Origin of the sequence: Faecalibacterium sp. Marseille-Q0746 (assembly GCF_017377595.1) — a bacterium.
Lineage (GTDB): Bacteria > Bacillota > Clostridia > Oscillospirales > Ruminococcaceae > Faecalibacterium > Faecalibacterium duncaniae.
The window spans coordinates 197,021-222,502 of record NZ_JAFREI010000001.1; the positions used below are offsets into that span (position 1 = coordinate 197,021).

Sequence of the window (25,482 nt, forward strand, 5' to 3'; positions counted from 1 at the left end):
AATATCAAAAATTATGTAATAGATTAGTTGTTGGTGAACACTGCCTTGGGCTTCGGTTTCTCACGGCTCAGGAAGCAGGCCATGCCCTCCTGCTGATCGTGGGTCTCGAAGCAATCGCCGAACAGCTTCTCCTCAACTTCCACAGCCTTCTCAATGGGCAGGCTGATGCCACCGTTGATGGCCTTCTTGCAGTTGCGCACTGCAATGGGAGCGTTCTTGGCGATCTTGCCGGCCAGCTTCAGCACGTTTTCCATCAGCTCAGCCTGCGGATACACGGCGTTGACCAGACCAATGCGGTAAGCCTCGTCTGCCTTGATGTTCAGGGCAGAGTAGACCAGCTGCTTTGCCATGCCCATGCCGACCAGACGTGCCAGACGCTGGGTGCCACCGAAGCCCGGGGTGATGCCCAGACCAACTTCGGGCTGACCAAACACAGCGTTGTCAGAGCAAATGCGGATGTCGCAGCTCATGGCCAGCTCATTGCCGCCGCCCAGTGCAAAGCCGTTGACGGCTGCAATGACGGGGATGGGGAAGCTCTCGATCATCAGGAACACGTCATTGCCCAGCTTGCCGAAGGCCTCGCCCTCTGCCTTGGTCATGGTGCTCATGGAGCCGATATCAGCGCCTGCAACGAAGCTCTTGTCGCCTTCGCCGGTCAGGACGATGCAGCGGATGGTCTCCTGATCGACAGCCTCAAAAGCTGCCTTCAGGTCTGCCAGAACCTCAGGGTTCAGGGCATTCAGTGCCTTGGGACGGTCGATGGTGATGATCTCGACAGCGCCCTGCACCTCGGTTTTTACAAAAGCCATTGTGAAAACCTCCAATTCAGATTCTCAGTGTTTCAAAACAGCTCCCGCGCCCCGGCAGAGTCTCCGGTCTGAGCCGGGGCGCGGGCTGTCATTCAATTCAATTCCAAAGGGAGAGCTTACATCTCAACGATGGTAGCGCAGCCCATGCCGCCGCCGATGCACAGGGTAGCCAGACCCTTGTGAGCACCACGGTGCTTCATAGCGTACAGCAGGGTGACCAGGATACGAGCGCCGGAAGCGCCGACCGGGTGGCCCAGAGCGATGGCGCCGCCGTTGACGTTCACCTTGCTCATATCGAAGTTCAGAGCCTGGCTGACAGCCACAGACTGTGCAGCGAATGCCTCGTTGGCCTCAATCAGATCCATATCAGCAACAGTCAGGCCAGTCTTTGCCATGACCTTCTTGGTTGCTGCGATGGGGCCCAGGCCCATGACCTCGGGCTCGACACCTGCCAGAGCACCGGCGACCCAGGTTGCCAGAGGCTTAACGCCCAGCTCCTTGGCCTTCTCCTCACTCATAACGACCAGAGCAGCAGCGCCGTCGTTGATGGCGGAAGAGTTGCCTGCGGTCACGATGCCGTCCTTGGTGAAAGCGGGCTTCAGGGTTGCCAGCTTCTCGACCGGGGTCAGACGGGGGCCTTCATCGGTATCGAACACGGTGTCGCCCTTCTTACCCTTGATGACAACAGGAACGATCTCATCCTTGAAAGCGCCGTCCTTGATGGCCTTGTCAGCCTTGACCTGGCTGTTGTAGGAGAACTCATCCAGCATCTCGCGGGTGATGGGGCTGTAGCCGTACTTCTTCTGGAAGGTCTCGTTGGTGCAGACATTCTCAGCGGTCATGCCCATGTGCTTGTTGAAGCCGGTGGCATCCCACAGAGCATCGTTGACCATGGTATCGACCAGCTCGCTCTTGCCCATGGGAGCGCCCATGCGGTAGCCGTAACGGCCCTTCATCATTGCAAAGGGAGCCATGTCCATGTTCTCCATGCCGCCTGCGACCACGATATCAGCATCGCCTGCCTCGATCATCTGAGCAGCCATGTTCACGCAGTTCAGACCGGAACCGCAGACCACGTTGACGGTGACAGCGGGGGTCTCGATGGGCAGGCCAGCCTTCAGGGAAGCCTGACGGGCAACGTTCTGGCCCAGACCAGCCTGGATCACGCAGCCCATGTAAACATGATCGACCTGCTCAGGCTTGACGTTTGCGCGGTTCAGAGCCTCCTTGATGACGATGGAGCCCAGCTCAGCAGCGGGGACGTTGGCAAGGGTGCCACCGAACTTACCAATGGCGGTACGGCATGCAGATGCGATAACGATCTTTTTCATGTGAATAGCCTCCTGATTGTGTATGTTGTGATTTAAGAAAGACTGTTTTATCAAAACGCCGAAGCGTTTCTTGCATAAGGAACGGGGGTCAGACGCTCTCTCCCCTGCTGCGCAGCTCGGCCATCTTCTGCTCCACGGCAGCTTCCACATTCGGGGTGACGAACTTGGAGATGCTGCTGCCGTAGCGGGCGGCTTCCTTTACAATGGTAGAGGAAAGATAGCTCCACTTGATGCTGGTTGCAAGGAACATGGTCTCAATACCGGGCATCAGCGCGTGATTGGTCTGCGCCAGCTGGATCTCGTTTTCAAAATCCGTTACCGCCCGCAGGCCCCGCACCATGACCGAAGCGTGGCGCTTCTTGGCGAACTCCACGGTCAGGCCGTCGAAGCTTTCCACCGTGACATTGGGGATACCCTTGCAGCATTCCTGCAGCAGGGCCACCCGCTCCTCCACGGTGAACAATGGGTGCTTTGCACTGTTGATGAGCACGGCCACGATCAGATGATCGTTGATCTTTGCCGCGCGCTTGATGATATCGAGATGACCTCGTGTGACCGGATCGAACGACCCGGGGTAAACTGCAGTTGCCATCGGTTTTGTCCTCCTTGCGCGCCTTTGAAAAGCGCATTGGTTCTGACATGATAGCACTTTCCAGTTTACTGTGCAAGATGTTCTTTTCTTCTGCTGCGGTGTATCGTTAATTTTTAAACAATCTTACCCGCAGTGCCACGCTGCATCCTGCTACGCTATAAGTAAAGCACATCGTCAAAATTTTATCAAGTATTTTTTGTGTAAAATTTATTTTTTGTGCACCAAAGAATCTCTACAAAAAGCTAAGATTTTTAGTCATATTGCATCCAGCCCTGTTTTTTGTCAGGAAAGTATTGATTCTCCCGTTTGTTAATGATATAACTAAGTTGGAATTTACAATTCCTTTATGTTATTGTAAGAGAGGATGGTTTATAATGGATTTTACGGAATTGTATGCGCAGAAGAAAATGACAGCTGACCAGGCTGCCGCGTTGGTCAAAAGCGGCGACTGGGTGGATTACGGCTGGGCCGTGAACACCCCCGTTGCAGTGGACGCTGCCATTGCAAAGCGTCTGCCTGAGCTGGAGGATGTCAACTTCCGCGGCGGCATCCTGATGTGGGTGCCCGCCATCTTCCAGATCGAGGATCCTGCGACCCACATGACCTGGAACAGCTGGCACATGGGCGGCATTGAGCGCAAGGCCATTGCCCAGGGCTTCTCCTTCTACTCCCCCATCCGCTACTCTGAACTGCCCCGCTACTATCGCGACAGCTCTGACCCCGTGGATGTGGCGGTGTTCCAGGTGACTCCCATGGACGAGCACGGCTATTTCAACTTTGGTCCCTGTGCTTCCCACCTGGGTGCCGTCTGCGATAAGGCCAAGAAGATCATCGTTGAGGTCAACCGGAACATGCCCAAATGCCTGGGCGGCACCGAGAACTGGGTGCACATCTCCCAGGTTGCCGGTGTTGTGGAGGGCAGCAACCCGCCCATCGGCCAGATGGCCGCTGCCGGTGCCGCCACTGAGGTCGATCTGAAGGTGGCAAACCTCATCGTCCCGCAGATCCCCGACGGTGCCTGCCTGCAGCTGGGCATCGGCGGTATGCCCAACGCCATCGGCAACCTGATCGCGCAGAGCGACCTGAAGGATCTGGGCGTGCATACCGAGATGTATGTGGATGCCTTTGTGGATATTGCAAAGGCAGGCAAGATCACCGGCCGCCACAAGAATCTGGACAAGGGCCGTCAGGTCTACGCCTTTGGTGCAGGTACCCAGAAGATGTACGATTACCTGAACAACAACCCGGAGTGCATGGCCGCTCCCGTGGAGTACACCAATGACATCCGCAGCATCTCCGCCATCGACAACTTCATCTCCATCAACAATGCGGTGGATATTGACCTGTTCGGTCAGGTGAACGCGGAGAGTGCAGGCATCAAGCACATTTCCGGTGCAGGCGGTCAGCTGGACTTTGTCCTGGGCGCATACCTTTCCAACGGCGGCAAGAGCTTCATCTGCCTGTCCTCTACCTTTATGAATAAAAAGACCGGCAAGCTGGAGAGCCGCATCCGTCCCACCCTGGAAAACGGCAGCATCGTCACCGACACCCGCGCAAACGTGCACTACCTGTGCACCGAGTACGGCTGTGTGAACCTGAAGGGACTGACCAGCTGGGAAAAGGCAGAAGCACTGATCAGCGTGGCACACCCCGATTTCCGGGACGAGCTGATCGCCGAAGCCGAAAAACTGCACATCTGGCGCAGGAGCAACAAGCGCTGACATTGCCGCAGGGAATCCTGCTGTCTGCGGCAGGAATGGAGTTTCTATGACATGATGGACAAAAAACCGCATATCAAACCCTATCTCTACGGAATGTTCGCAGGCTTTGGCGCGATCAGCCTGAGCATCCTCTTCTTTTTCCTGATCTACCGCTTTCAGGGCTTCGGCAATGCCGTTTCAACCCTGACCGGCATCCTGATGCCCTTTATCTACGGCAGTGTCATTGCCTATCTGCTCAAGCCGGTGTGCAACTGGCTTGAAGCATTTCTCCACAAGCTGTTCCCGGAAAGGATGCACCGCTTTGCCAACATGCTGGCCGTTGCTTTGACCATCCTGTTCGGCCTGCTGCTGATCTACGCTCTGATCATGATGATCGTGCCGCAGCTCATCAACAGCGTGACCGCCCTGTACTACACGGCACGTGACAACATCGGCGACTTTGTGGAGTGGATCTCCAGGCAGGAGTTCATTGCCAACAACAAAAAGCTGCTGGACTTCATCGAGAACTCTTACGACAGCCTGGATGCCAACCTGGATGCCTGGATCAAGAACACCCTGCTCCCCTCCATGCAGAACATCCTCAGTGGTGCCGCTGTTGGCGTGGTAAATGTGGTGACCTGGATCAAAAATTTCATTATCGGCCTCATCGTTTCGGTGTATCTGCTGGCCAGCCGGAAGAAGTTCGGACAGCAGGGCAAGCTCATCCTTTATAGTTTGGTCAAGCCCCGCTGGGCCGACCTCATCATGGAGGAAGTCCGTTACGCTGACCGGATGTTCGGCGGCTTCATCAACGGCAAGATCCTGGATTCCGCCATCATCGGCGTGCTGTGCTATATTGCCTGCCTGATCTTCAAGTTCCCCAGCGCCCTGCTGGTGTCGGTCATCATCGGCGTGACCAATGTTATCCCCTTCTTCGGCCCCTTCATCGGTGCCATTCCCGCCACCCTGCTCATCCTGATCCAGAACCCCATCAAGGCGCTCTGGTTCGTGCTGTTCGTTCTGGTGCTGCAGCAGGTGGACGGCAACATCATCGGACCCAAGATCCTGGGCAACACCACCGGCCTTTCCAGCTTCTGGGTGCTCTTTGCCATCCTGCTGTTCGGCGGCCTGTGGGGCTTTGTGGGCATGATCATCGGCGTTCCGCTCTTCGCAGTCATCTATGATGTCATCAAAAAGCTGGTGTTCCACGGCCTGAATCGCAACGACGAATCCGGCATGGTAAACCTCTATCACGATGCCTTCGGCGACCCCGACGACGAGTGATCCCAAACACAATAGAATCGCAAAACCGGCTCTGTCTCCTGCATGGGAGGCGGGGCCGGTTTTTGTATTCCTACCGCATGATTTTCTCAGAGCAGCCGAGAAACGCAAAGCTCCCCCTTCCCGGCGCTGTCTCGGCGCTTGGGGAAGGGGGAGCTTCGGCTTTCAGGGCAGATAAACCAAAAAGGGAGATTTCAGGGGGAGCACCTGCAATTACTGCTGATTGGGCTTCCAGTCCTTATAGTTCTCGTAGCGGCTCTCACGGATCTTGGTATGGGACCAGATCTCGTCGGCGGTCGGCTGCCAGTTGGCGGCATAGGACTTGCACTTGTCGCACAGATGATCGACGCTTTCCGGGCTCTGGAGGTCGGTGCTGTGGGCACCGGTCTCGTGGACCATCTTGCGCAGCAGCTCAGGGTTTTCCAGCATGGGGCAGGGGCGCAGATGGTTCTTGTTGAAGGGCTGGCCGTTGTGGTAGGCCATGAACAGCGGACTCTGCAGGATCTCCAGAATGCTGCTGTCATGGATGTTGGCATTGGAGTAGTGGATGAACACGCAGGGTTCAGCGTCACCAGCCGAGTTGATGTGGAAGTAGTTGCGGCCGCCGGCAATGCAGCCGCCCACAAACTCGCCGTCGTTCTGGAAGTCCATGGGGTAGAACGGGATATCGCAGGCTTCACTGCGCAGGTAACGGATGCGGTCGATCATGTACTTGCGCTGCTCGGGAGAGGGCATCAGTTCAGGCGCTGCCTCGTTGCCCACGGGCATGTAGTGGAAGTAGAAGCCGAAGTGTGCGCCCTTATCGCAGAGGAAACGCATGAACTCATCGCTGGTAACGGCTTCGATGTTGTCGCGGGTGTAGCAGATGGAGGTGCCGAACAGGATGCCGTGCTCCTTGAGCAGATCCATCGCGCGCATAACGGCAGCATAGTGGCCCTCGCCGCGGCGGGCATCGTTGGTCTCCGGGGTGCCCTCAATGGACAGCATGAAGGCGATGTTGCCCAGGCGGACGACCTCTTTGCAGAACGGCTCATCGATCAGGGTGGAGTTGGTATAGATGGCAAACTGCACATCGTTGTGCTTCTCGGCCAGCTTGAGGATATCAGCCTTGCGCACCAGCGGCTCACCGCCGGTGAGCATGTACAGATAAACGCCCAGCTCCTTGCCCTCGGTGACGATCTTATCCATATCATCGAAGCTCAGGTTGTTCTTGTGGCCGTACTCACCGGCCCAGCAGCCCACGCAGTGCATATTGCAGGCAGAGGTGGGGTCAAACAGGATCAGCCAGGGAATGTTGCACTGATATTTGACACGATTCTCGCGGATGGTCTTGGTACCGCGGAAGAAGGCCTCATAGCCCAGGTTCAGGGCCGTGGTGCGGGCCACGTTGGGGTCCAGCTGGTTCAGCATACAGTTGATGAGCTTCGACCACTTGCTGTTGGGGTCAGTCAGGGTCTGCTTGGCGTGTGTGTAGGTCTCCTCGCTGAAGGAATCGCCGTAGAACTGCTTTGAAAGATCTACGATCTGTCCAACCGTCTTGGCGGGGTCCTTCTCGGCATGAGAAAGCACGAGATCCACAGTCTTGCCCAGTGCAGCACGCTGCATTTTGTGCGTCAGAGAATCAAATGCGGTATTCATTTTTATTTCCTCCAGATTCAATAGAATTTTACAGGGTTCTCTTCCCTGCCTGCCGGGCTGAATTCCCGGCGCTCAGATGATCTTATACTCCAGCAGCAGACGGCCCAGGTCGGTGTCCTGTACCTTTTCTACCGCTTTTCCCAGTGCGAATTTTTTGATCCAGTTCATTTTCAGATCACTCAGGGGTTTGCCATCCCGCAGCTGAACAGCGGCGTTCAGCAGGTCGCGGACATCGTAGGTGCTGCCCCAGACCTCCGGCACGCCCCGGTCGATATCCAGCAGGGTGTACACGGCTTCCATGCCGGTGCGCATGGAATACTCGGTGGTGAAGATGGTATCCCGCTTCGTCTCGGCAAATTGGCCGATGAAGGCAAAGTTCACTGCGCCCTCCGGCACCACCGCCGGGCGGTCGCCTGCGGTGCGGGGCATGAAGAAAGCTGTGATATAGGGCATCATTACGGGCACGGTGTTGGCACTGTGCTCCGCCAGGTCCTCGATCTGGTTTTCGGGGACTCCCAGATGATACAGCCACTCCATGCAGATCTCCTTGCCGGTGCAATCCCGCATGGGCTTTTTGATGTAGTCGCCGGGCGTGTTGCTGAACAGGCCGTAGATCCAGCCCACGAGCTGGCCCTTGGGCTGATCCCGGAACTGGGGCTGACGGTTGAATGTCCAGCTGAGCAGCCAGCCGGAATCCCGTGCCGTGACGATGCCGCCTGTGACAGTCCTGCCGCTGAACGGGTCACGCTGGCAGATGTTCTGGATGTAGGGCACGATGCGTTCGTCCAGCGTGGTAACCGTGGCGCTCATCCAGTTGGTCTGCTCCGGAGCGGAGCAGAACTTTTCCGGGCGGCCAAAGGCCTCATCCTGCGCGGCGATCTTCTTCCACAGATCCCAGCCGTTGCCGGGCCGGAGGGTAGGGTTGAACACTGCAGGCTGATCCTGGGAGCCGATGGAAGTGCTTTCCACGCAGCCCCCGTTGGTGATGAACACCAGATCATTCTCGGTCAGGTCCACCCGTTCCGCTTCATCGTCCACCAGCAGGCAGATGGTCCTGGCCTGCTTTTTGCCCCCGGTCAGCTCAAACTCAATGTTGGTGACCTTGGTGTTGTAGTGGAAGCGCACACCGTGCCCTTCCAGATAGCGGATCATGGGCAGGATCATGCTCTCGTACTGGTTGTACCGGGTAAAGCGCAGTGCCCGCAGATCAGGCAGACCGCCCACATGGTGGATGTAGCGCTTCAGATAGAGCTTCATTTCCAGTGCGCTGTGCCAGTTCTCAAAGGCGAACATGGTGCGCCAGTAAAGCCAGAAGTTGGAAGAGAACACCTCCGCGTCAAAGACATCGGTGATGCGCTTATCATAGAGCTGCTCATCCGGGGTAAAAAAGAGCTTGATGAGTTCCATGCAGCCCTGATCCGAAAGGCCGAACTTCCCATCGGTGTGGGCGTTCTGCCCCCGGTTTTCCGTGGCGCGGCAGAGCGAGTAGTTGGGGTCTGCCTTGTTCAGCCAATAGTACTCATCCAGCACGCTTGCGCCCTCGGTCTCAAGCGACGGGATGGAACGGAACAGATCCCACATGACTTCAAAATGGTCATCCATCTCCCGGCCGCCCCGCATCACATAACCGATGCCGGGGTACTGGCAGCCATCACAGGCACCGCCGGGGATGGACCCCTTTTCAAAGAGATGGATATGTTCCCCTTTCATCTGACCGTCACGGACCAGGTAGCAGGCAGCTGTCAGCGCCGCCAGACCGGTGCCCACGAGATAGGCCGATTTCCGATCCACTCCCACAGGCTTTTTCGGGCGCGCAAAGGCCTCATAGTTCCCGCTGGAATAATACATTTTATTCCCTCCGTTTGCTGTGGTTTCCAGGTTTTCACCTTTCATTTTGCGCTGACCATACTGTAACATTTTGTCAAACGGAAGGCCATAAACAGAAAAAGCACCGTGATGGAAAACCCATCACGGTGCCCGGATTGATAAAATATTGTCAGTCGTCAAGATCTGCGGGGCTGCGGTCGGTGCGGAAGCGGCGGAGCGCCCGCTCAAGCTCGCCATGAAGCAGAACATTCAGCCGCTCGGTCATCCGGACGGGGTCCTCCTTCATATCCTTGCGAATCCATTCCAGCGCCATGCCCACCAGCGCGTATTTGTAAAAGTCGATGATGAACTGCTTGTCGGAATCCTGCACGGTAAAGCCCTGCGCGCTGCGGTCCACAAAGTCCCGCAGCATGGAGTCCAGCAGTTTATATAAGTACTGTTCCACCTGCTCACGGCTCACGGAGCGGTAAACATTCATCACCAGAACCTTGTTGTCCTGCACCTGATGCAGGATGTCCAGAAAGGCATCTGTCCAGTTCTCAAAGCTCTGTCTGCCCTCCAATGCCTTGGCGGCATCTTCGACCATGATCCAATCCACGAGGTCGTAGATGTCCTTGAAGTGGTAGTAGAAGGTCATACGGTTCACGCCGCAGTCCTCGGTGATATCATTGATGGTGATCTTATTCAGCGGCTTTTGAAGCAGCAGCTTTTTCAGCGATGCCTCCAACGCCCTTTTTGTAGTTTGCGACACGAGATCCATCCTTTCCCAGCGGCACACACTGTGCCGCTGACCGTGGTAGCCGCCCTATGGGGCCAGAGAAGTAAGAATACTTCCTTTATACTATAACGCAAATGCCCCCCGTTTTGCAAGTTCAAAATCTCTCATTTTGATATTTTTTTCACGTTCCTCTCCATTTTGCAGCCGTCCCGCCGCCTTTTTGCCGGGTTTCCGGGAGGTTCCTCTTGATTTTCTGGCTCCGGATGCTTACAATGGATGGAGTGGAACGAATGTGCGTTCCATTTATTTCTTTCTGAGTGAGAAAGGAAGGGAAAGTAAGTATGATCAAGACCATCGGATTTTTAGGCTGTGGGAACATGGGCGGTGCCATTGCGCGGGCCGTCTGCAAGGCTGCCGACCCACAGAATGTTTATCTTGCCAACCGCACTGCCGCCAAGGCAGAGGCGTTGGCCGCAGAGCTGGGCTGCAACACCACCACGAACGCCGAAGTGGCGGGCCGCTCCGACCTGATCTTTCTGGCGGTCAAGCCACAGATGATGGAGGCTCTGCTGGCTCCGCTTAAGTTCACCCTGAACGAGCGGCCGAGCCGCTTCATCCTTTGCAGCATGGCGGCAGGGCTTTCCATCGCACGCATCCAGGAGATGGCGGGGGAAGATTACCCCGTGATCCGCATCATGCCCAATACCCCGGCTTCGGTGGGGGCAGGCATGATCCAATATTGCTCCGCCAATGTGACAGCGGAGGAGGAGCAGGAGTTTCTGAAGCTGATGGCACCCGCCGGGCGGCTGGACGCTGTGCCCGAGGCCCTGATCGACGCGGCAAGCAGCGTTTCCGGCTGCGGCCCGGCCTGGGTGTATCAGTTCATTGAAGCGCTGGCCGATGGCGGCGTGGCCTGCGGCCTGCCCCGGGCCAAGGCGCAGGAATACGCGGCCCAGATGGTATTGGGCAGCGCCAAGCTGGTGCTGGAAAGCGGAAAACACCCCGGCGAGCTCAAGGATGCGGTGTGCAGCCCCGGCGGCAGCACCATTCAGGGCGTGCGCGTGCTGGAAGAGCACGGCTTCCGCGGCGCGGTGACCGATGCGGTGATTGCCGCCTACGACAAGACAAAGGAAATGGGAAAGGGTTAAGTTTATGCGCATCGTCGTCAAAGTGGGCACCTCCACGCTGGCACACTCCACCGGGCGGCTGAACATCCGCCACACAGAGGATCTGGTCAAGGTGCTGAGCGACCTGAAGAACGCAGGGCACCAGGTCATTCTCGTCTCGTCCGGTGCCATCGGCATGGGAGTGGGCAAGCTGTCCCTGCCCTCCCGCCCCGGTGATATGGCCACCAAGCAGGCCTGCGCCGCTGTGGGCCAGTGTGAGCTGATGTACACCTACGACCGCCTGTTCACCGCCTACAACCACAACGTGGCGCAGATCCTGCTCACCGGCGTGGATGTGGAGCACGAGGGACGGCGGTTGAATTTCCAGAACACCCTGACCCGGCTGCTGGAGCTGGGTGCGCTGCCCATCATCAACGAGAACGACACCGTTGCCACTGATGAGATCACCTCCATCGGCGACAATGACACGCTGGCCGCCATCGTCACCTGCTGCATCCATGCGGATCTGCTGGTGCTGCTGAGCGACATCGACGGCCTGTACACCGCCAACCCCCACACCCACCCGGACGCAAAGCTCATCCCGCTGGTAGAGCGCATCACCCCTGAGGTGCTGGCGCTGGCAGACGGTGCAGGCTCCGCATTGGGCACCGGCGGCATGTCCACCAAGCTCCGTGCCGCCCAGATGGTAACGGCAGAGGGCGCGGACATGGTGATCGCCAACGGTTCCCACCCGGAGCTGCTCTACGACATTGCAGACGGCAGACCCGCAGGCACCCGCTTTGCGGGCAGAAAGGAGGGCTGATCCATGACGACACAGGAGATCCTGGAAGCCGCCCGCGCGGCAAGAAGCGCGCTGGGCCTTTCTTCGGGCGAGGCGCGCCGCGCCGCCCTGCTGGGCATGGCGGAGGCGCTCTGCTCCCCTGCCCGCCAGCAGGCCATTCTGGATGCCAATGCCGCCGATCTGGAAGCAGCCAGGGGACACATTTCGGAGGTCATGCTGGACCGGCTGGCCCTGACACCGGAGCGCATCAACGCCATGGCAAAGGGCATCCGGGAAGTGGCTGACCTGCCCGACCCGGTGGGCAGAGTCCTGCGCCGGGTAGAGCGCCCCAACGGGCTGGTCATTGAAAAGACCGCCGTGCCCATGGGCGTGATCGCCATCATCTACGAGAGCCGCCCCAACGTGACCAGCGATGCCGCCGCCCTTGCCATCAAGAGCGGCAATGCCTGCATCCTGCGGTGCGGCAGAGAGGCATGGCGCAGTGCCAACGCCATTGTAACGGCTCTTCGGGAGGGTCTGCGGACAAACGGCCTGCCCGAAACAGCGGTCTGCCTGATCGAGGACACCACCCACGCCTCGGCCAACGCCCTGATGACGGCGGTGGGCTATGTGGATCTGCTCATCCCGCGCGGCGGGGCCGGGCTCATCCGCGCCTGTGTGGAAAATGCAAAAATCCCCTGCATCCAGACCGGCACCGGCATCTGCCACATCTTCGTGGATGCTTCTGCCGAGCAGGATAAGGCGCTGGATATCATCGAAAACGCCAAGGCCAGCCGCCCCAGCGTCTGCAACGCGGAGGAGGTGTGCCTGGTGCACCGTAACATTGCGGCAGAGTTCCTGCCCAAGCTGGCCCGGCGGCTGGGCCCTGACCGCACTGCAAAGGGACTGCATCCGGTGGAGCTGCGGCTGGACCCGCGTGCCGCCGCCATCATCCCCGGCACCCCTGCAGGCCCTGCGGATTTTGACACCGAGTTCCTGGACTACATCCTGGCTGTCAAGGTCGTGGACAGCGTGGAGGAGGCCGTCAGCCACATCGCCGCGCACTCCACCGGCCACAGCGAAGCCATCCTGACCCGGAACGAGGCCCATGCCGCCCTCTTTACGGCGGCGGTGGACAGTGCGGCGGTCTACGTCAACTGCTCCACCCGCTTTACCGATGGCGGGGAGTTCGGGCTGGGGTGCGAGATGGGCATTTCCACCCAGAAGCTCCACGCCCGGGGCCCCATGGGGCTGGAAGAGCTGTGCAGCTACAAATACATCATTCACGGCAGCGGCCAGATCCGCTGAACCGTTCAATTGCGAAAACATTTTTCCGTTTTTTTCTCACAGGCCGCAGTGGAAGGACAGCGGCCTGTATTTTTGTTTTACAGGGATGGACTGTTTTTGTTATAGAAACACTTTCGGACCAAAATTTCGGAAATTATTTTTCCGTTTGTGCCATGATGTATTTTTCATTTCTCCATTCTGTACAAAAATAAAGTCGTACTTTTATCGGAAATTAGGGCAAAAATTCTCATTTTCCCCTTGACAACCCATATTTCGACGCGGTAAAACTATATTGGAAAGTATGGAAACAAGTTCAGCGGGGCGCTCTGAAGTGCACCCGGAACTGTCCTTCTCACAACTGCAATCCATTTCAAACGGATGTCCGCATGACGACACTAGTACAAAGGAGAGAGCGAATTATGACAATTGCCATTCTTGCACATGATTCCCGCAAAGAACTTGCACTTCAGTTCTGCACCGCCTACAGTGGTATCCTGTCCCGGAACACTGTCATTGCCACCGGTACCACCGGCCGGATGTTGAACCAGGCCACCGGCTTGCCAGTTCACTGTTACCTCTCCGGAAAGCTGGGCGGCATTCAGCAGATCACCGCCCGTGTTGCCTGCGATGAAGTGGATCTGGTGCTGTTCTTCCGTGACCCGCTCCGGGCCGACAGCGGCAGCTCCAACGAGCAGAACCTGCTCCGCCTGTGTGATATGCACAGCGTACCCATTGCCACCAACATTGCCACCGCCGAGGTGCTGCTCCGCGGCATGGATCAGGGGGATCTGGACTACCGGGAAGGGATGCACCCGCCGGTGATCGAGCCTCTGGCCGCTCCCCGCCGCGCCGTGTGCTGAGGACTGCCTGACATTTTTTGTGTATAGAGGGAAACGTAAAACAGCGCCGCCGAAGCTTTTCAGGGCTTCAGCGGCGCTGCATTTTTATGCAGTTTTCAGTTCATTTTCCAGGGAGTGGCATCATTCCAGACCGGCCATCTGCTTGACGGCCTTCATGGCGAAGGTCAGGGTGCGGCCCATGGCAACACCAGCCATCAGGCAGGGGTAGTTGTTGGCAAAGAAGCTGCCGGACATATCGCCGGTGATATACAGGCCGGGCATGGGCTTGTTATCGTTGTCCAGAGCCTGACCCTTTTCGTTGATGGCAATGCCCTGCTCAGTGGTCAGCAGAGAGGCACCCAGCCAGCAGCCGTAGAAGGGCGCGGTGCGGATGGCGCTGAGGCGGTAAGCGGGCTTGCCGAAGTCCTCGTCGTTCTGCTTGTCGTAGAGCTCGTTGTAGCGCTCCACGGTGGCAAGGAAGGTGTCCTTGGCAGCACCGGTAAAGCCCATCTTGTCAGCCAGCTCGTCCAGCGTATCGCACTTGAACAATGCACCGGCCTCGATCGCCTCGTCCATCTTACCCTGAATGTACTTCTCACCGCCGTTACGGGTCTGGGCAGAGCAGCCGATGGTGTGGAAACGCTTTGCGTCCTCCAGAATGTTGGCATCGCAGACCTGAGCGTAGACACGGCCCGGCTGGTGAGCAGCGGCGTAGACGATGTCATTGTAGGGGCTGCTCTCGTTGGCAAAGCGCTCGCCGTTGCGGTTCACCTTCAGGAAGGGCTGGGTGCCGGGGTTGTACTGACGGATGGTACCCGGGAAAGCCTTGCCGCCAAAGGCAGTGTCGCTGTCCACATAGCCGCCATCCACGCCGGGGGCCACGATGCCGCGGTCAAACAGCATGGGAGCGGCCTCCTTGTCCAGATTGGCACCTGCCCACATTGCAGCCCGGATGCCGTAGCCCTTATCGGAGGGAGAGTAGGAGCATGCGGTGGTGACGGAGGTTCCCAGCGGGTCCAGCTGCTCCATCATGTAGGGGTTGCCGGGGAAGCCGCCGCAGGCCAGCAGCACGCCCTTGTTGGCGTTGTAGCGGATGAAGTGGTCATCCTCGGTGCTCTGGGCGATGATGCCGGTAATGCGGCCATCGCTGTTCTTTTCCAGCTTGGCCAGACTGGTCTTGAAGTCCACATCGTAGCCCAGCTCCTGAATGTACTGAAGCAGCAGCTCGTTCCGGGCGGCACCACTGGAACGATCATAGGTATACTCGATCTCGGGGTACATATAATCGGTGTTGTGCTCGGCGTTTTCTGCAGGCCATTTGGCCTCGTCGCCGTAGGTGTAGATCATCTTCACGCCGTACTTGTCCTCCATGATGGAGCGGACAAATTCGATCATCTCGGCAGACTCGTTGATCCAGGTCTTGACCACGCGCTGATCACACTTGCCGGAGGCGTAACGGGAGACCTCGCTCAGCAGCTTGGCACGATCCATCTTGATGCCCTGTTCCTGAGCGCCAAAGCCGTCCACGGCACCCACCCAGTGACGGGTATCCTGCACATTGCCGTTCTGCTCGATGACACGGAAGTTCAGGCCCTTGGCAGCGGCATAAGCAGCAGCGAACATACCGCCGTTGCCGGCACCCACGATGAGGATATCGGTGTCCACGGTCTCGGTGATGGCAGCCTCGTCAATGTCAGGCTCCTTGCCCAGCCAATCTGTCTCGTCACCGGTGGGCAGCTGTACGGAAGTTACAGTTGCCTCTCCCTTTGCCTGTGCAAAGCAGCTCTTGGCGGCCTTCTTCACGGCATCGGAGGTGATGGTGGAGCCGGACACGCCGTCGATCTCGTCAGAGCCGGCGTTCAGCAGCTGGTTCTTCAGCTCCTCGGCAGCAGCAGCGCCGTAGGAAGCGGTCTCGCCGGAGGTATCGACCACAACGTCGGTCACAGCACTGTCAGAGAAGGTCATGGTGACCTTGACGGTAGAGGAAATGCCCTCAGCAGTGCCGGTGTAGGTACCGGGGGTGTAGCTGCCTGCTGCACCGGCGGAAGCGGCGGTGGAGGAGCTTGCAGCGTTGCAGGCAGCCAGTGCACCGGCGGTGACACCGGACATGGCAGCGGCAGCGGCGATCTTCAGAAAGCCTTTACGCGAGATCTTGTTCATGCTTGGATGATCCTTTCTTCTCTTTTTCTGTTCTTATTCTTCGATTTTCCTCTTATCCGAAACGTACCGCCACAATGCGGTGCAGACTTCGTTCGATAATAAATTAACACAAAGTCTGCCTGTTGTCTTTTAAGAATTCTTAAACATCTTTGCCGTTTCTTCGCTGGGAAATTCCTGTTTCCCACTTTGTTTGATAAATAACGGTCAAATCAGAGCAGAAAAAAGCACCCCCGGCTTAAGTTTCCTTAAGAAGTGGGTGCTTTGAGGGTTAACGATATTTAAGACAGCAAAACCATTTCAGGCTTCCGTCTCCCCTTCCGGGCGGAAAATATAGCCTTTGCCCCAGACATTTTTGAGGTAGATGGGCTTTGCGGGGTCGGGCTCGATCTTACTGCGGAGGTTATGGATATGCACCTGCACAGTGCGGACATCACCCAGGCTTTCCTTCCCCCAGATCTTCCGGTAAAGCTCGTTTGCGGTAAAGAAAGTGTTGGGATGCCGGATGAAGAGGGTCAGGATGCGGTACTCCATATCGGCCAGATGGATGCTCCGGCCATCCTTTTCCACGCAATGGCTGTTGGAATCCAGCGTAAAGGCCACACAGTGGTAGCCGCTGACGCTGGGCTCTGCGGCATCCATCTGGACACGGCGGATGTTTGCCATGATGCGGGCCAGCAGAACTTTGTGGTTGTAGGGCTTGGTCAGGAAATCATCGCCGCCCAATTCCAGTGCCCGTACCACTGTGTCTGTATCGTCCAGACAGGAAGTAAAAATGATGGGGCAGTGGTGCCAGCTGCGCAGGCGCTGGCACAGATCCATGCCGTTGGTGTCCGGCAGAAGGATATCCATCAGGATCACATCGAACTTTTCCCGGGCGTGGCTCAGCGCTTCGCCGCCGGTGTCAGCACAGACCACCTCAAAATTCTGCTGACATTTCAAGAAATAGCTGGTAGTGTCCCGGATCACCGGATCATCTTCCACCAGAAGAATGCGGATCATGCGGTTTGCCCTCCCCTTTTCGGCGTGAATTTGCTATAATATCTTTATCTAGTATACCGTATTTCCGGGCTGTTCTCAACCGGTTCTCCAAAGTTTTGCAGGGGGTCTTTTTATGATAAAAAAGCGATTTCTGCTTCCGGCTGCTGCCGGGGCACTGGCACTGACCATTGGGTTGGCAGGGATCTGGTTCAACCAGCGACTGCCGGCGCTGGCGGATTTTGGAGTCCCCGGCATGGACTCCGAAGCCCAATTGATGGCATGGGCTGCCCTGTTCCCGGAAAAAGGAGTGGCTGCCCTGACCTTCCGCACGGTGCTGCAGTGGATGGCCATTGCGGTATTCTGCACTCTGGGAGCGGTGGTGCTGGCCCTGTACCGATACAAGCCTCAGAAGGAACTGGGGTATTTTCTGCTGTATCTGACGGTGCTGACCCTCTGGGCTCTGGTGATCATTCTGGCTCCGGTGGGAAGTTCCGGCTGGAGCGCCTTTTTCCGCCGGGGATTCTTTACCGTCACGGTTCTGGCAGGTATTCTGCTGTGTGCCGCCCTGACAGGGGCTGTGCCGGTGTCTCACAGGCAGCGGCTCGGTTCCCTGCTTCTGACGCTGGGGTATCTTGTTCTGACGCTGATTCCCCCCAGCCGTGTACGGGCGGTGGGGCTGCTTTTGGGCATGGGCTACTGTCTGGGCATACTGATGGCGATGTATGCCCGGGGCTCCGACGCTGCCCTGCTGATGCTGTTTCCCTGTGCCATCACCATTGGCTTCCGGGTATGGGTGGTCCTGCCGGGCATGCATGTGCCGTTTTTTCAGGAGAGCGTGTTTTTCTACCTGTTCCGGTGTGCCCGGATCTACGATGCGCCTTTTACTCTGGGCTGCATGGCCTACGTCTGCCGCCGGTATGCCCTGCAATTTGATCGGGCGGAGCAGCTGGCCCGGGAGCTGGATGCCCGGGTCATTCAGCGGACAAAGGCCCTGACGGAGGAGACTGAGGCCCGGAAAAGCATGATGCTGAACATTTTCCACGACCTGCGAAGCCCCCTGTTTGCGGTCAGCAGTGGACTGGACACACTGGAGGCTGCACCGGAGGCCCTGCCGGCCCTGCTGCCCGCCCTGCAGCAGCGGACGGCCTTTCTCCGCCGCCTGACGGAGGATCTGTTTCTGGCTGCAAAGCTGGAGCAGAAACAGGTGATGCTCAACGAGGACCGGGTATCTCTGGGGGAGGTCATCGCTGCGGTCTGTGACAGCTGCCGGGAGGAGGCTGAGAAGAAGGGCGTGGTGCTTCAGGCTCCCCCGGCTTCGGAGCTGCCGGTGTGGGGCGACCAGATCCGGCTGCAGCAGATCCTGCAGAACCTGTTGACAAATGCCATTCACTACACCCCTGCAGGAGGGAGCATCACCGTCAACAGCCGGGTGGAGGCCGGTGCTGCTCTGGTGAGCGTCCGGGACACGGGCTGCGGCATTGCGCCGGAGGATCAGGCCGCCGTATTTGACCGGTATTTCCACACCACCACCTCTTCCAAGCACGACTCCACAGGTCTGGGACTGACCATTGCGCAGGAGCTTGCCCACCTGCACCACGGAGAAATCCTATTGGAAAGCGAAGTGGGCAAAGGCAGCTGCTTCACGTTGAAGCTTCCCCTATTATCCGCTTAACAAAGAAATCCCCTCCGCCATAGGCGGGGGGGATTTCTTTATAGCATCTTATTTAAATTTAAGCCAGCGGGTCCCACAGCTTCATGGGCAGGGGCTCCTGATCCAGCAGGGCGCGCTGGGCATCGCTCAGCAGGCTCTTGCGGACGGTGATCTGGTAGACATTGGCCTTGAACCACTTCTCGCTGCCGATGTAGTAGCCCTTCTGGCCGGAGGCATCGCCCCAGCTGTTCTCGATCTTCCAGCGGTCAGCCTTGCCGTTCTCGTCCAGATTGACACCGCAGAACATCATGCAATGGTTCATGGTGCTTTCACGGGTGAGCAGCCGCTCGGCCTTGGTCATGCCAAAGGTCAGGCCGCCCAGCACCTCGCCGTACTGGAAGCAGTCGGGATCCCAATAACCGTTGGCGCGGTCACCGTCGGGGTGACAGTCGCAGCTGAACATGACCCCCTCCCCTGCCTGCAGCTGGCGGATGGTCAGATCCTCCAGCTCCTCCTGCGAGAGGTTCAGCCAGAACATATTCTCCTCCACCACGTCACCCATAAAGGGCTGGCAGTAGGTGCGGTTCAGTGCATGGATGGGCGAGGAGATGATGACGACGTAATCATCCAGATCATTGCCCACATATTTCTCCAGGAAGGTGTGCGGGGTCAGGTTCCGGTCGCAGTGGTAGTGCTCATCCTTGTCGGTATACTCAAAGTCAAAGCTCCTGGGGGGCTGGCCGTAGAGGATGCACAGGGCGTTGTAGATCTCCGCCAGCATCTCCTCGCGGCGGGCGGCCGTGTCCTTTCCCTCTTTTGCCATGGCCCGCAGTTCCAGCGCATCCTCCCGCAGCTTGCGGTTCAGGATGGGCAGATACTTGGCCGTGCCGGTGGAGTGGACGGTCTCCGGCATGACCCAGGAGGGCACCACGCCGTACTTTTTGATCAGGCTGATGGCCATATCCCACTGGCCGCCGTCGGGCAGCGGGCTGCCCAGCAGGGTGTAGGTCTCACGGTCGGTCAGGTCCTGATCCGCAAAGTGGAGGATGTTCTCAAGGAAGAGATTTGCCTTTTCCAGCTTATCGTAGAACGCCAGATAGGTGGGAGAGAAGGAGAAATCCTCCAGATCGCACTTGGCGATCACCCGCTGGCGCAGGACGTTCAGGGTGGAGAACATCCAGCAGCGGCCGCTCTGCTTCTGGTTGGTGATGTTATTGGTCTTGACCAGCACAGAGAAGTCCATCCGCAGCTTGGCAGCAGCGGCGGGCACAAAGGCTGCGTCCGGCAGAGCCGTGCGGGAAACTGCATTGGACATCACATTCAGCTCCGGGCGGGCAGCATAGCCCTGCTCAAAGCGTTCCAGCATCCGGGCATCAATGGAAGTAACACGATTCATTTGATTCACGCTTTCTTTCTGAAAAGTTCAATCCTTGAAATAAGCATTCTGCACGGCCAGCAGGACACCGGCACGGCTTGCGGCAAAGTTCAGGCCGCCCTGCAGGTAGCAGGTGTAAGGCTCACGCAGGGGGCCGTCGCAGGAGAGCTCAATGGTGCTGCCCTGGGTAAAGCTGCCGCTTGCCATGATGACCTCATCGGTATAGCCCGGCTCCGGAGAGGGTTCCGGTGCGGCATAGCTGTCCACGGGGCTGGCGGCCTGAATGCCGCGGCAGAAGCCGATGAGGGCATCGGCGGTATCGGCATCGAAGCAGGTCACGATATCGTTGTGGTCTTCGCAGTAGCGCGGGATGGGCTTTTTGCCCACCAGCTCCAGCAGGCACTGGGCATAGATGGCGGTCTTGATGGCCTCACACACCACGCCGGGGGCATAGTAGAAGCCAAGGTACATATCACGGGGCGTTTCCAGCGTACAGCCCAGCTCCTTGCCCAGTCCGGGGGCGTTCAGGCGGTAGGCACACAGCTCCACCAGATCCTTCCGGCCCGCGATATAGCCGCCGGTGGGGGCGATGCCGCCGCCCGGGTTCTTGATGAGGCTGCCCACCACAAGGTCGGCACCGGCCTGGCAGGGCTCCTTCATCTGGGTGAACTCACCATAGCAGTTGTCCACAAAGATGATGATCTCGGGGTTGGCGGCACGGGCCGTGTCGGCGATCTTCTGAATGGTATCCAGATCAAAGGCATTGCGCTGCAGGTAGCCGCGGCTGCGCTGGATATGGCAGACCTTTGCCCCCGGGGCCTTTTGAGCGATCAGCGCGTAATCCGGGGTAAAGTCGGCCTTGAGGGGGGCTTCGTCGTACCGGATGCCGTAGTCCATCAGGGTGCCAGTGCCCTTGCCCTTGCCGTCCAGACCGATCACGCCCTCCAGCGTATCGTAGGGGCGGCCGGTAGCAGCCAGCAGGGTATCCCCTGCCCGCAGCAGGCCGAACAGGGCCACCGCCAGCGTATGGGTGCCGCTCTGGAACTGACTGCGCACAAGGGCATCCTCCGCGCCCATCACCTCGGCAAAGATCTGCTCGAGCTTGGCGCGGCCGGTATCCCACAGGCCGTAGCCGGTGGTGCCCAGCATATCGGTGGAGGACATCTGGGTATCGGCAAAGGCCTTGAGCATTTTCAGCTGGTTGTAGTCCCGGATCTCCTCCATGTGACGGAAATAGGGCTGGCAGAGCTCCATGGCTTTTTCGTCCAGCGCCAGGACTTCGGGTTTGTAATCAAAAAAGTGGTTCAACATTGACATAATCTATCCTTGATCTTTATTTTCATATCGGGCATACTCTCCCAGCTTTTCAAAGCCGAGGCGGGTATAAAAGTGCACCCGTTCCGGGGAGCAGAGGAAAAGGGGTTGAAGCCCCTGCGCCGAGAGGGTGTTGGCCAGCCGGACGATGAGCCGCCCGCCGATGCCGCGCCCCCGCAATGGCTCCGCAGTCTCGCCGCAGGCCATGTAAGCCTGCTCCGTTCCAATGGCGTAAGCGCCCACGGTGCAGGCAAGCTCCCCGCCCTGCTCCAGAGCCCAGACCACAGCCCTGCCGCGGGCGCGCTTTGAGCAGAGCTCAGAGTAAAAGTCATCCCGCCGCGTGGGGCGGTCCGGAAACAGCATCTGTGCAACGGGGCCCGCCGGGGGCTCCGGGTCAAAATGCAGGGAGGCCCAGAGCGTTTCTTCCACAGCGGGTTCCGGCAGCTGCTTTCCGGGTGCCAGGCCAAAGACAAAAAGGGACTTTACCCGGGCCCAGCCGGTGGGCGGCGGGCACTCGGCTTCGTCCAGGACAACTGCCCTACAGCCGCAGAAATGCAGGAAGCTGGCCAGTTCGTCCGGGTTGGCGTGGCCCGCCAGCCAAGCGGTGCTGCCGCCCACATCCAGCGCCAGCGTTGGCCCGGCGAAGAACCGGCCCGGCTGGCTTTTGCCGAAAAGCTCCAGCGCCTGCGGCATCGTGGCCTCAAGGCAGAGCTTTCCGCGGCAGGCACTGCGGAACCGCTGCCTCTGGCGGGGCGTTCTGACCTGCGTGATCATTTCAGTGCGTTGACGATGTTCTTGAACTCGCGGCCGCGCACCTCAAAGTTGGGGTAGAGGTCGAAGGAAGCGCTGGCGGGAGACAGGATGATGATATCGCCGGGCTTTGCGGCGGCACGGGCCAGCTCCACAGCGTGCTGCATATTGTCCGCGTGCTGGATGGGCAGTGCGGCCTCGTTGAAGCCGGGGTCCTCCCGCAGGGCCTTTTCAATGCGGGGGCCGGTGGCACCCATCAGCACCAGATCCTTGACGTGGGCCACGATCTCGGGGGCCAGCGGCTCATAGGGGATGTGCTTATCGTAGCCGCCCGCAATGAGGATGACCTTCTGGTCAAAGCTGCGCAGGCCCGCAATGGTGCGGGTGGGGCTGGTGCCGATGGAATCGTTGTAGTAGAGCACGCCGTCCAGCGTGCGCACCGGCTCAATGCGGTGCTCCACGCCGGTAAAGGTGCTGCCCACCTTCTGGATGGCCTCCACGGGCACCTCACCCCAGACTGCGGCGGCAGCGGCCAGCAGATTCTCGATGTTGTGCAGGCCCCGCAGCTTGATGTCCTTCTGGGCCAGGAAGGGTGTTACCACGCCGTCCTCGGCCATGCAGAGCATGTTGTCCTCTTTGCGCAGGAATGCACCGTTGTCGGTATCGTGCAGGCGGGTGAACCAGACCTGCCTGCCCTTGCAGTCCTTCTGCATGGAGCGGCTGATCTCATTCTCGTAGCCCAGCACGGCACGGCAGGGCGGGTTCTGGTAGAGCAGGATGTTGCGTTTTGCGTCGATGTACTCCTGCATATCCTTATGGTGATCGAGGTGGTTGGGGGTGACGTTGGTCACCACCGCGATCTTCGGGCTCTGGTGCATGCTGATGAGCTGGAAGCTGGACAGCTCCACCACAGCCACATCCTCCGGCCGGACCTCAGGCAGCATGGGCAGCAGGGCAGCGCCGATGTTGCCGCCCAGATGTACTTTGCGGCCTGCGGCCTCATAGAACTTGGAGATGAGGGTGGTGGTGGTGGTCTTGCCGTCAGAGCCGGTCACGGCCACGATCTCGCAGGGGCAGAAATCGAAGAAGAGTTCGACCTCGCTGGTGACCATGGTGCCCGCCGCCATGGCATCCTGCAGGGGCTTTTCAAAGTAGCCCACAAAGCCGGGGGTGCGCATGATGATATCCTGGCCCTTGAAGCCGTCCAGATAGTGTTCGCCCAGGCTCAGGTCAATGCCCAGTTCCCGGATGGTAGCGGCATAATCGCCAAACTCCTCCACGCTCTTTTTCTGGTCACACAGGGTCACATGGGCCCCCAGCTCCACAAACTCCTTGATAAGGGTCTTGTGGCTGACACCGGCACCGATGAACGCCACCTTTTTGCCCTGGATGAGTTCTGCAAGCTTCTGCTGATCTTTCTGCATAAAGAAAGAACCTCCTCTATGAAAATTCAGGCTGAAATTGATTCACTGCTCCATTTTACACCTTTTCCAGCCAATTGGCAACGCCAAACCTTGTTCTGGCCCCGGATGCACCGAAATCCTATCTGAATTCACAAAATGTCGATTGTCTTTTCCGACCGTTTCCGCTATACTTTAATCGTATCATTTTACAAGGAGCGCATTTTCTTGAAACATTCCCTGATCCGCTTTTCCGCAGTGGTGCTGACCATTGCGTTTGTTTTTGCCCTGACCGGCTGTGGTTCGGGCTCCAACAGCTTCACCTGGTTCGTGGACAGCATCCCGGCCAACCTTGACCCGCAGGTGGCCTCGGCTTCTGCGGATGTCATCGCCTGCGAGAACCTGTACAGCGGCCTTGTCCGCAAAGCTCCCAGCGGCAAATATGAGCCTGCCCTCTGCGAACGGTGGGAGAAGTCCTCCGATGGCCTCACCTACACCTTCTACCTCAAGGACGGCCTGACTTACACCGCCACCAAGGGCAACGCCACCGACTACGCCATCACCGCCGAGGATTTTGTGTTCGCTTTCCGGCGCTTGTTCCGGGCGGAGACCAACTCCCCCTACGCGGTGGAGTTTGCGGCCCTTGAAAACAGCGCCGCCGTGCTGGCCGGGCAGATGCCCGAGAGCGCGCTGGGAGTCACGGCCTCCGGGCCGCTGACGCTGGTGTTCCACCTGAGCAGTGCCGACGACAACTTCCTCGAGAAGCTCACCCTGCCCGGTGCCATGCCCTGCGATGAGGAATTTTTCAATTCCACCCGGGGCACCTACGGTCTGAATGCTTCGTCCACCCTTTCCAGCGGCAGCTTCTACATCTACAACTGGACAGCCAGCGGCCTGTTCCTGCGGCGTGCCCCCTCGGGCAGCCTCATCGACAGCCTGCGGCTGGTGCAGAACACCAACAGCGCCGGGCAGTCCGCCGCAGAGCTGATTGCCAACGAGAAGTGCTCTGCCGCCCCGGACGACACCGCCGCGCCCACCACCCTGACTTCCCTCTCCTACTCCGATACCACATGGAGCCTGCTGTTCAACTGCAGCAGCGTGTTTGCTTCCACCGAGCTGCGGCAGGCACTGGCCTCCGCCGCGCGGGGTGCAGCCGAGGTGCCGGACGGCGGACTCTATGCCGCCGCCAACGGTCTGGTACCGGACGGCCTGACTGTGGACGGCATGAACTACCGGGATACCGCCGGGGATGTGACTCCCGCCGCGGTGGATGCCCGGGCGCTCTACCTCACGGCGCGGCAGACGCTGACCACCTCCGACTTCAACAAGGTCAGCCTGATGGTGCCCGCCGGTTCCGGCGTGACCAGCGCCGCTGAGGAGATCAATGGCGTGTGGCAAAAGGAGTTTTCCCTCTTCTTCTCCGTAGAAGAAGTGGACGAGGAGACCTTTGCGAAACGGCTGGCCGAGGGGGACTACACCATCGCCTTGGCCCCCATCAGCGCCGAGGGCGGCAGTGTGTACAACATGCTGAACCAGTTCACCGCAGCGGGCGACGGCCTGACCGGCTATGCAGATTCCCTGTATGCCACCCAGCTGCAGGCCAGCACCCAGGCCACCGGAAGCTCCCGCTGCCGCCTGCTGGGCGATTGTGAGCGCCAGCTGCTCAGCGATGCCGTGGCGGTCCCTCTGTTTGCCCAGCAGAAGCGCCTGCTGATCGCACCCGGCATCCAGAACCTCATCTTTGACCCCTTTGGCCCGGTGCTGGATCTGACCTATACCACAAAAGAATGATGTGCCACAAAAAATACCGGAGCAGCCGCCTGCCCCGGTATTTTTCTTATCCCTTTTTGATGCCGAACAGCCTGCGCAGAACGCCGCGCAGACACTTTGGGCTTTTGATAACGACCACCTGCATCGCTCTCCCGCCTTTCGTGGTGTGATACCA

General features: G+C 58.7%; 20 protein-coding genes. 8 read left to right on the top strand and 12 right to left on the bottom strand.

What is annotated here, in order from left to right:
- Positions 1–23: 23 nt before the first annotated feature.
- The 3 genes from J3351_RS01010 to coaD form a co-directional block, all read right to left on the bottom strand.
- The gene (locus J3351_RS01010) at positions 24–809 is read right to left on the bottom strand and encodes an enoyl-CoA hydratase-related protein (protein WP_156065687.1); all 786 of its coding nucleotides are present in this window, start codon (positions 807–809) and stop codon (positions 24–26) included.
- A gap of 116 nt (positions 810–925) precedes the next feature.
- Positions 926–2,140 carry an acetyl-CoA C-acetyltransferase gene (locus J3351_RS01015; RefSeq protein WP_098922491.1) on the bottom strand — a complete coding sequence of 405 codons (1,215 nt, stop codon included), beginning with the start codon at positions 2,138–2,140 and terminating at the stop codon, positions 926–928.
- A gap of 88 nt (positions 2,141–2,228) precedes the next feature.
- On the bottom strand, positions 2,229–2,732 hold the full coding sequence (gene coaD, locus J3351_RS01020) for a pantetheine-phosphate adenylyltransferase (RefSeq protein ID WP_207696907.1): 504 nt from the start codon (positions 2,730–2,732) through the stop codon (positions 2,229–2,231).
- A 374-nt stretch (positions 2,733–3,106) separates the two neighbouring features.
- Here coaD and J3351_RS01025 point away from each other — a divergent pair, with 374 nt between their 5' ends.
- Both J3351_RS01025 and J3351_RS01030 read left to right on the top strand, forming a co-directional pair.
- Positions 3,107–4,453 carry a butyryl-CoA:acetate CoA-transferase gene (locus J3351_RS01025; protein WP_207696908.1) on the top strand — a complete coding sequence of 449 codons (1,347 nt, stop codon included), beginning with the start codon at positions 3,107–3,109 and terminating at the stop codon, positions 4,451–4,453.
- A 51-nt stretch (positions 4,454–4,504) separates the two neighbouring features.
- Positions 4,505–5,716, top strand: a complete 1,212-nt coding sequence (locus J3351_RS01030; protein ID WP_207696909.1) for an AI-2E family transporter — start codon at positions 4,505–4,507, stop codon at positions 5,714–5,716.
- Between the two features lie 210 nt (positions 5,717–5,926).
- Here J3351_RS01030 and J3351_RS01035 read toward each other — a convergent pair whose 3' ends face one another.
- The 3 genes from J3351_RS01035 to J3351_RS01045 all read right to left on the bottom strand — a co-directional run bounded on the left by J3351_RS01035 (position 5,927) and on the right by J3351_RS01045 (position 9,938).
- Positions 5,927–7,351 carry a radical SAM protein gene (locus J3351_RS01035; protein WP_207696910.1) on the bottom strand — a complete coding sequence of 475 codons (1,425 nt, stop codon included), beginning with the start codon at positions 7,349–7,351 and terminating at the stop codon, positions 5,927–5,929.
- Positions 7,352–7,423: 72 nt separating this feature from the next.
- Positions 7,424–9,199, bottom strand: a complete 1,776-nt coding sequence (locus J3351_RS01040; RefSeq protein ID WP_207696911.1) for an oleate hydratase — start codon at positions 9,197–9,199, stop codon at positions 7,424–7,426.
- A 148-nt stretch (positions 9,200–9,347) separates the two neighbouring features.
- On the bottom strand, positions 9,348–9,938 hold the full coding sequence (locus J3351_RS01045; protein ID WP_242699251.1) for a TetR-like C-terminal domain-containing protein: 591 nt from the start codon (positions 9,936–9,938) through the stop codon (positions 9,348–9,350).
- A 299-nt stretch (positions 9,939–10,237) separates the two neighbouring features.
- Between J3351_RS01045 and proC the strand changes: the two genes are divergently transcribed.
- The 4 genes from proC (at position 10,238) to J3351_RS01065 (ending at position 13,930) form a co-directional block, all read left to right on the top strand.
- Positions 10,238–11,044 (top strand): pyrroline-5-carboxylate reductase, encoded by an 807-nt coding sequence (gene proC / locus J3351_RS01050; RefSeq protein WP_097772215.1) that lies wholly within the window; start codon positions 10,238–10,240, stop codon positions 11,042–11,044.
- A gap of 4 nt (positions 11,045–11,048) precedes the next feature.
- Entirely contained in the window at positions 11,049–11,825 is a 777-nt protein-coding gene (gene proB / locus J3351_RS01055) for a glutamate 5-kinase (RefSeq protein ID WP_156068726.1), read from the top strand.
- A gap of 3 nt (positions 11,826–11,828) precedes the next feature.
- Positions 11,829–13,091 carry a glutamate-5-semialdehyde dehydrogenase gene (locus J3351_RS01060; protein WP_207696913.1) on the top strand — a complete coding sequence of 421 codons (1,263 nt, stop codon included), beginning with the start codon at positions 11,829–11,831 and terminating at the stop codon, positions 13,089–13,091.
- Between the two features lie 398 nt (positions 13,092–13,489).
- Positions 13,490–13,930 carry a methylglyoxal synthase gene (locus J3351_RS01065; RefSeq protein ID WP_005932722.1) on the top strand — a complete coding sequence of 147 codons (441 nt, stop codon included), beginning with the start codon at positions 13,490–13,492 and terminating at the stop codon, positions 13,928–13,930.
- 120 nt (positions 13,931–14,050) lie between these two features.
- On the opposite strand, the gene J3351_RS01070 is transcribed toward J3351_RS01065, so the two are convergent.
- Entirely contained in the window at positions 14,051–16,069 is a 2,019-nt protein-coding gene (locus J3351_RS01070) for an FAD-binding protein (RefSeq protein WP_207696914.1), read from the bottom strand.
- Positions 16,070–16,366: 297 nt separating this feature from the next.
- Positions 16,367–17,068, bottom strand: coding sequence for a response regulator transcription factor (locus tag J3351_RS01075; protein ID WP_207696915.1), 702 nt, complete (start codon positions 17,066–17,068; stop codon positions 16,367–16,369).
- 112 nt (positions 17,069–17,180) lie between these two features.
- Between J3351_RS01075 and J3351_RS01080 the strand changes: the two genes are divergently transcribed.
- Complete coding sequence (locus tag J3351_RS01080) at positions 17,181–18,719, top strand: HAMP domain-containing sensor histidine kinase (protein WP_207696916.1); 1,539 nt, start codon at positions 17,181–17,183, stop codon at positions 18,717–18,719.
- Positions 18,720–18,777: 58 nt separating this feature from the next.
- On the opposite strand, the gene J3351_RS01085 is transcribed toward J3351_RS01080, so the two are convergent.
- Genes J3351_RS01085 through murD form a run of 4 tightly spaced genes read right to left on the bottom strand, consistent with a single transcriptional unit; the run spans position 18,778 to position 23,561 of the window.
- Positions 18,778–20,094: an aminopeptidase C gene (locus J3351_RS01085; RefSeq protein ID WP_207696917.1), complete on the bottom strand. Its 1,317-nt coding sequence runs from the start codon at positions 20,092–20,094 to the stop codon at positions 18,778–18,780.
- A gap of 27 nt (positions 20,095–20,121) precedes the next feature.
- Positions 20,122–21,384: a methionine gamma-lyase family protein gene (locus tag J3351_RS01090; protein WP_005932709.1), complete on the bottom strand. Its 1,263-nt coding sequence runs from the start codon at positions 21,382–21,384 to the stop codon at positions 20,122–20,124.
- Positions 21,385–21,393: 9 nt separating this feature from the next.
- Complete coding sequence (locus tag J3351_RS01095) at positions 21,394–22,161, bottom strand: GNAT family N-acetyltransferase (RefSeq protein ID WP_207696918.1); 768 nt, start codon at positions 22,159–22,161, stop codon at positions 21,394–21,396.
- Positions 22,158–23,561 (bottom strand): UDP-N-acetylmuramoyl-L-alanine--D-glutamate ligase, encoded by a 1,404-nt coding sequence (gene murD, locus J3351_RS01100; protein WP_156070134.1) that lies wholly within the window; start codon positions 23,559–23,561, stop codon positions 22,158–22,160. Before murD ends, J3351_RS01095 begins: the two co-directional genes overlap by 4 nt.
- Before the next feature lie 204 nt (positions 23,562–23,765).
- Here murD and J3351_RS01105 point away from each other — a divergent pair, with 204 nt between their 5' ends.
- The gene (locus tag J3351_RS01105; RefSeq protein WP_242699252.1) at positions 23,766–25,328 is read left to right on the top strand and encodes an ABC transporter substrate-binding protein; all 1,563 of its coding nucleotides are present in this window, start codon (positions 23,766–23,768) and stop codon (positions 25,326–25,328) included.
- Positions 25,329–25,482 lie beyond the last annotated feature (154 nt).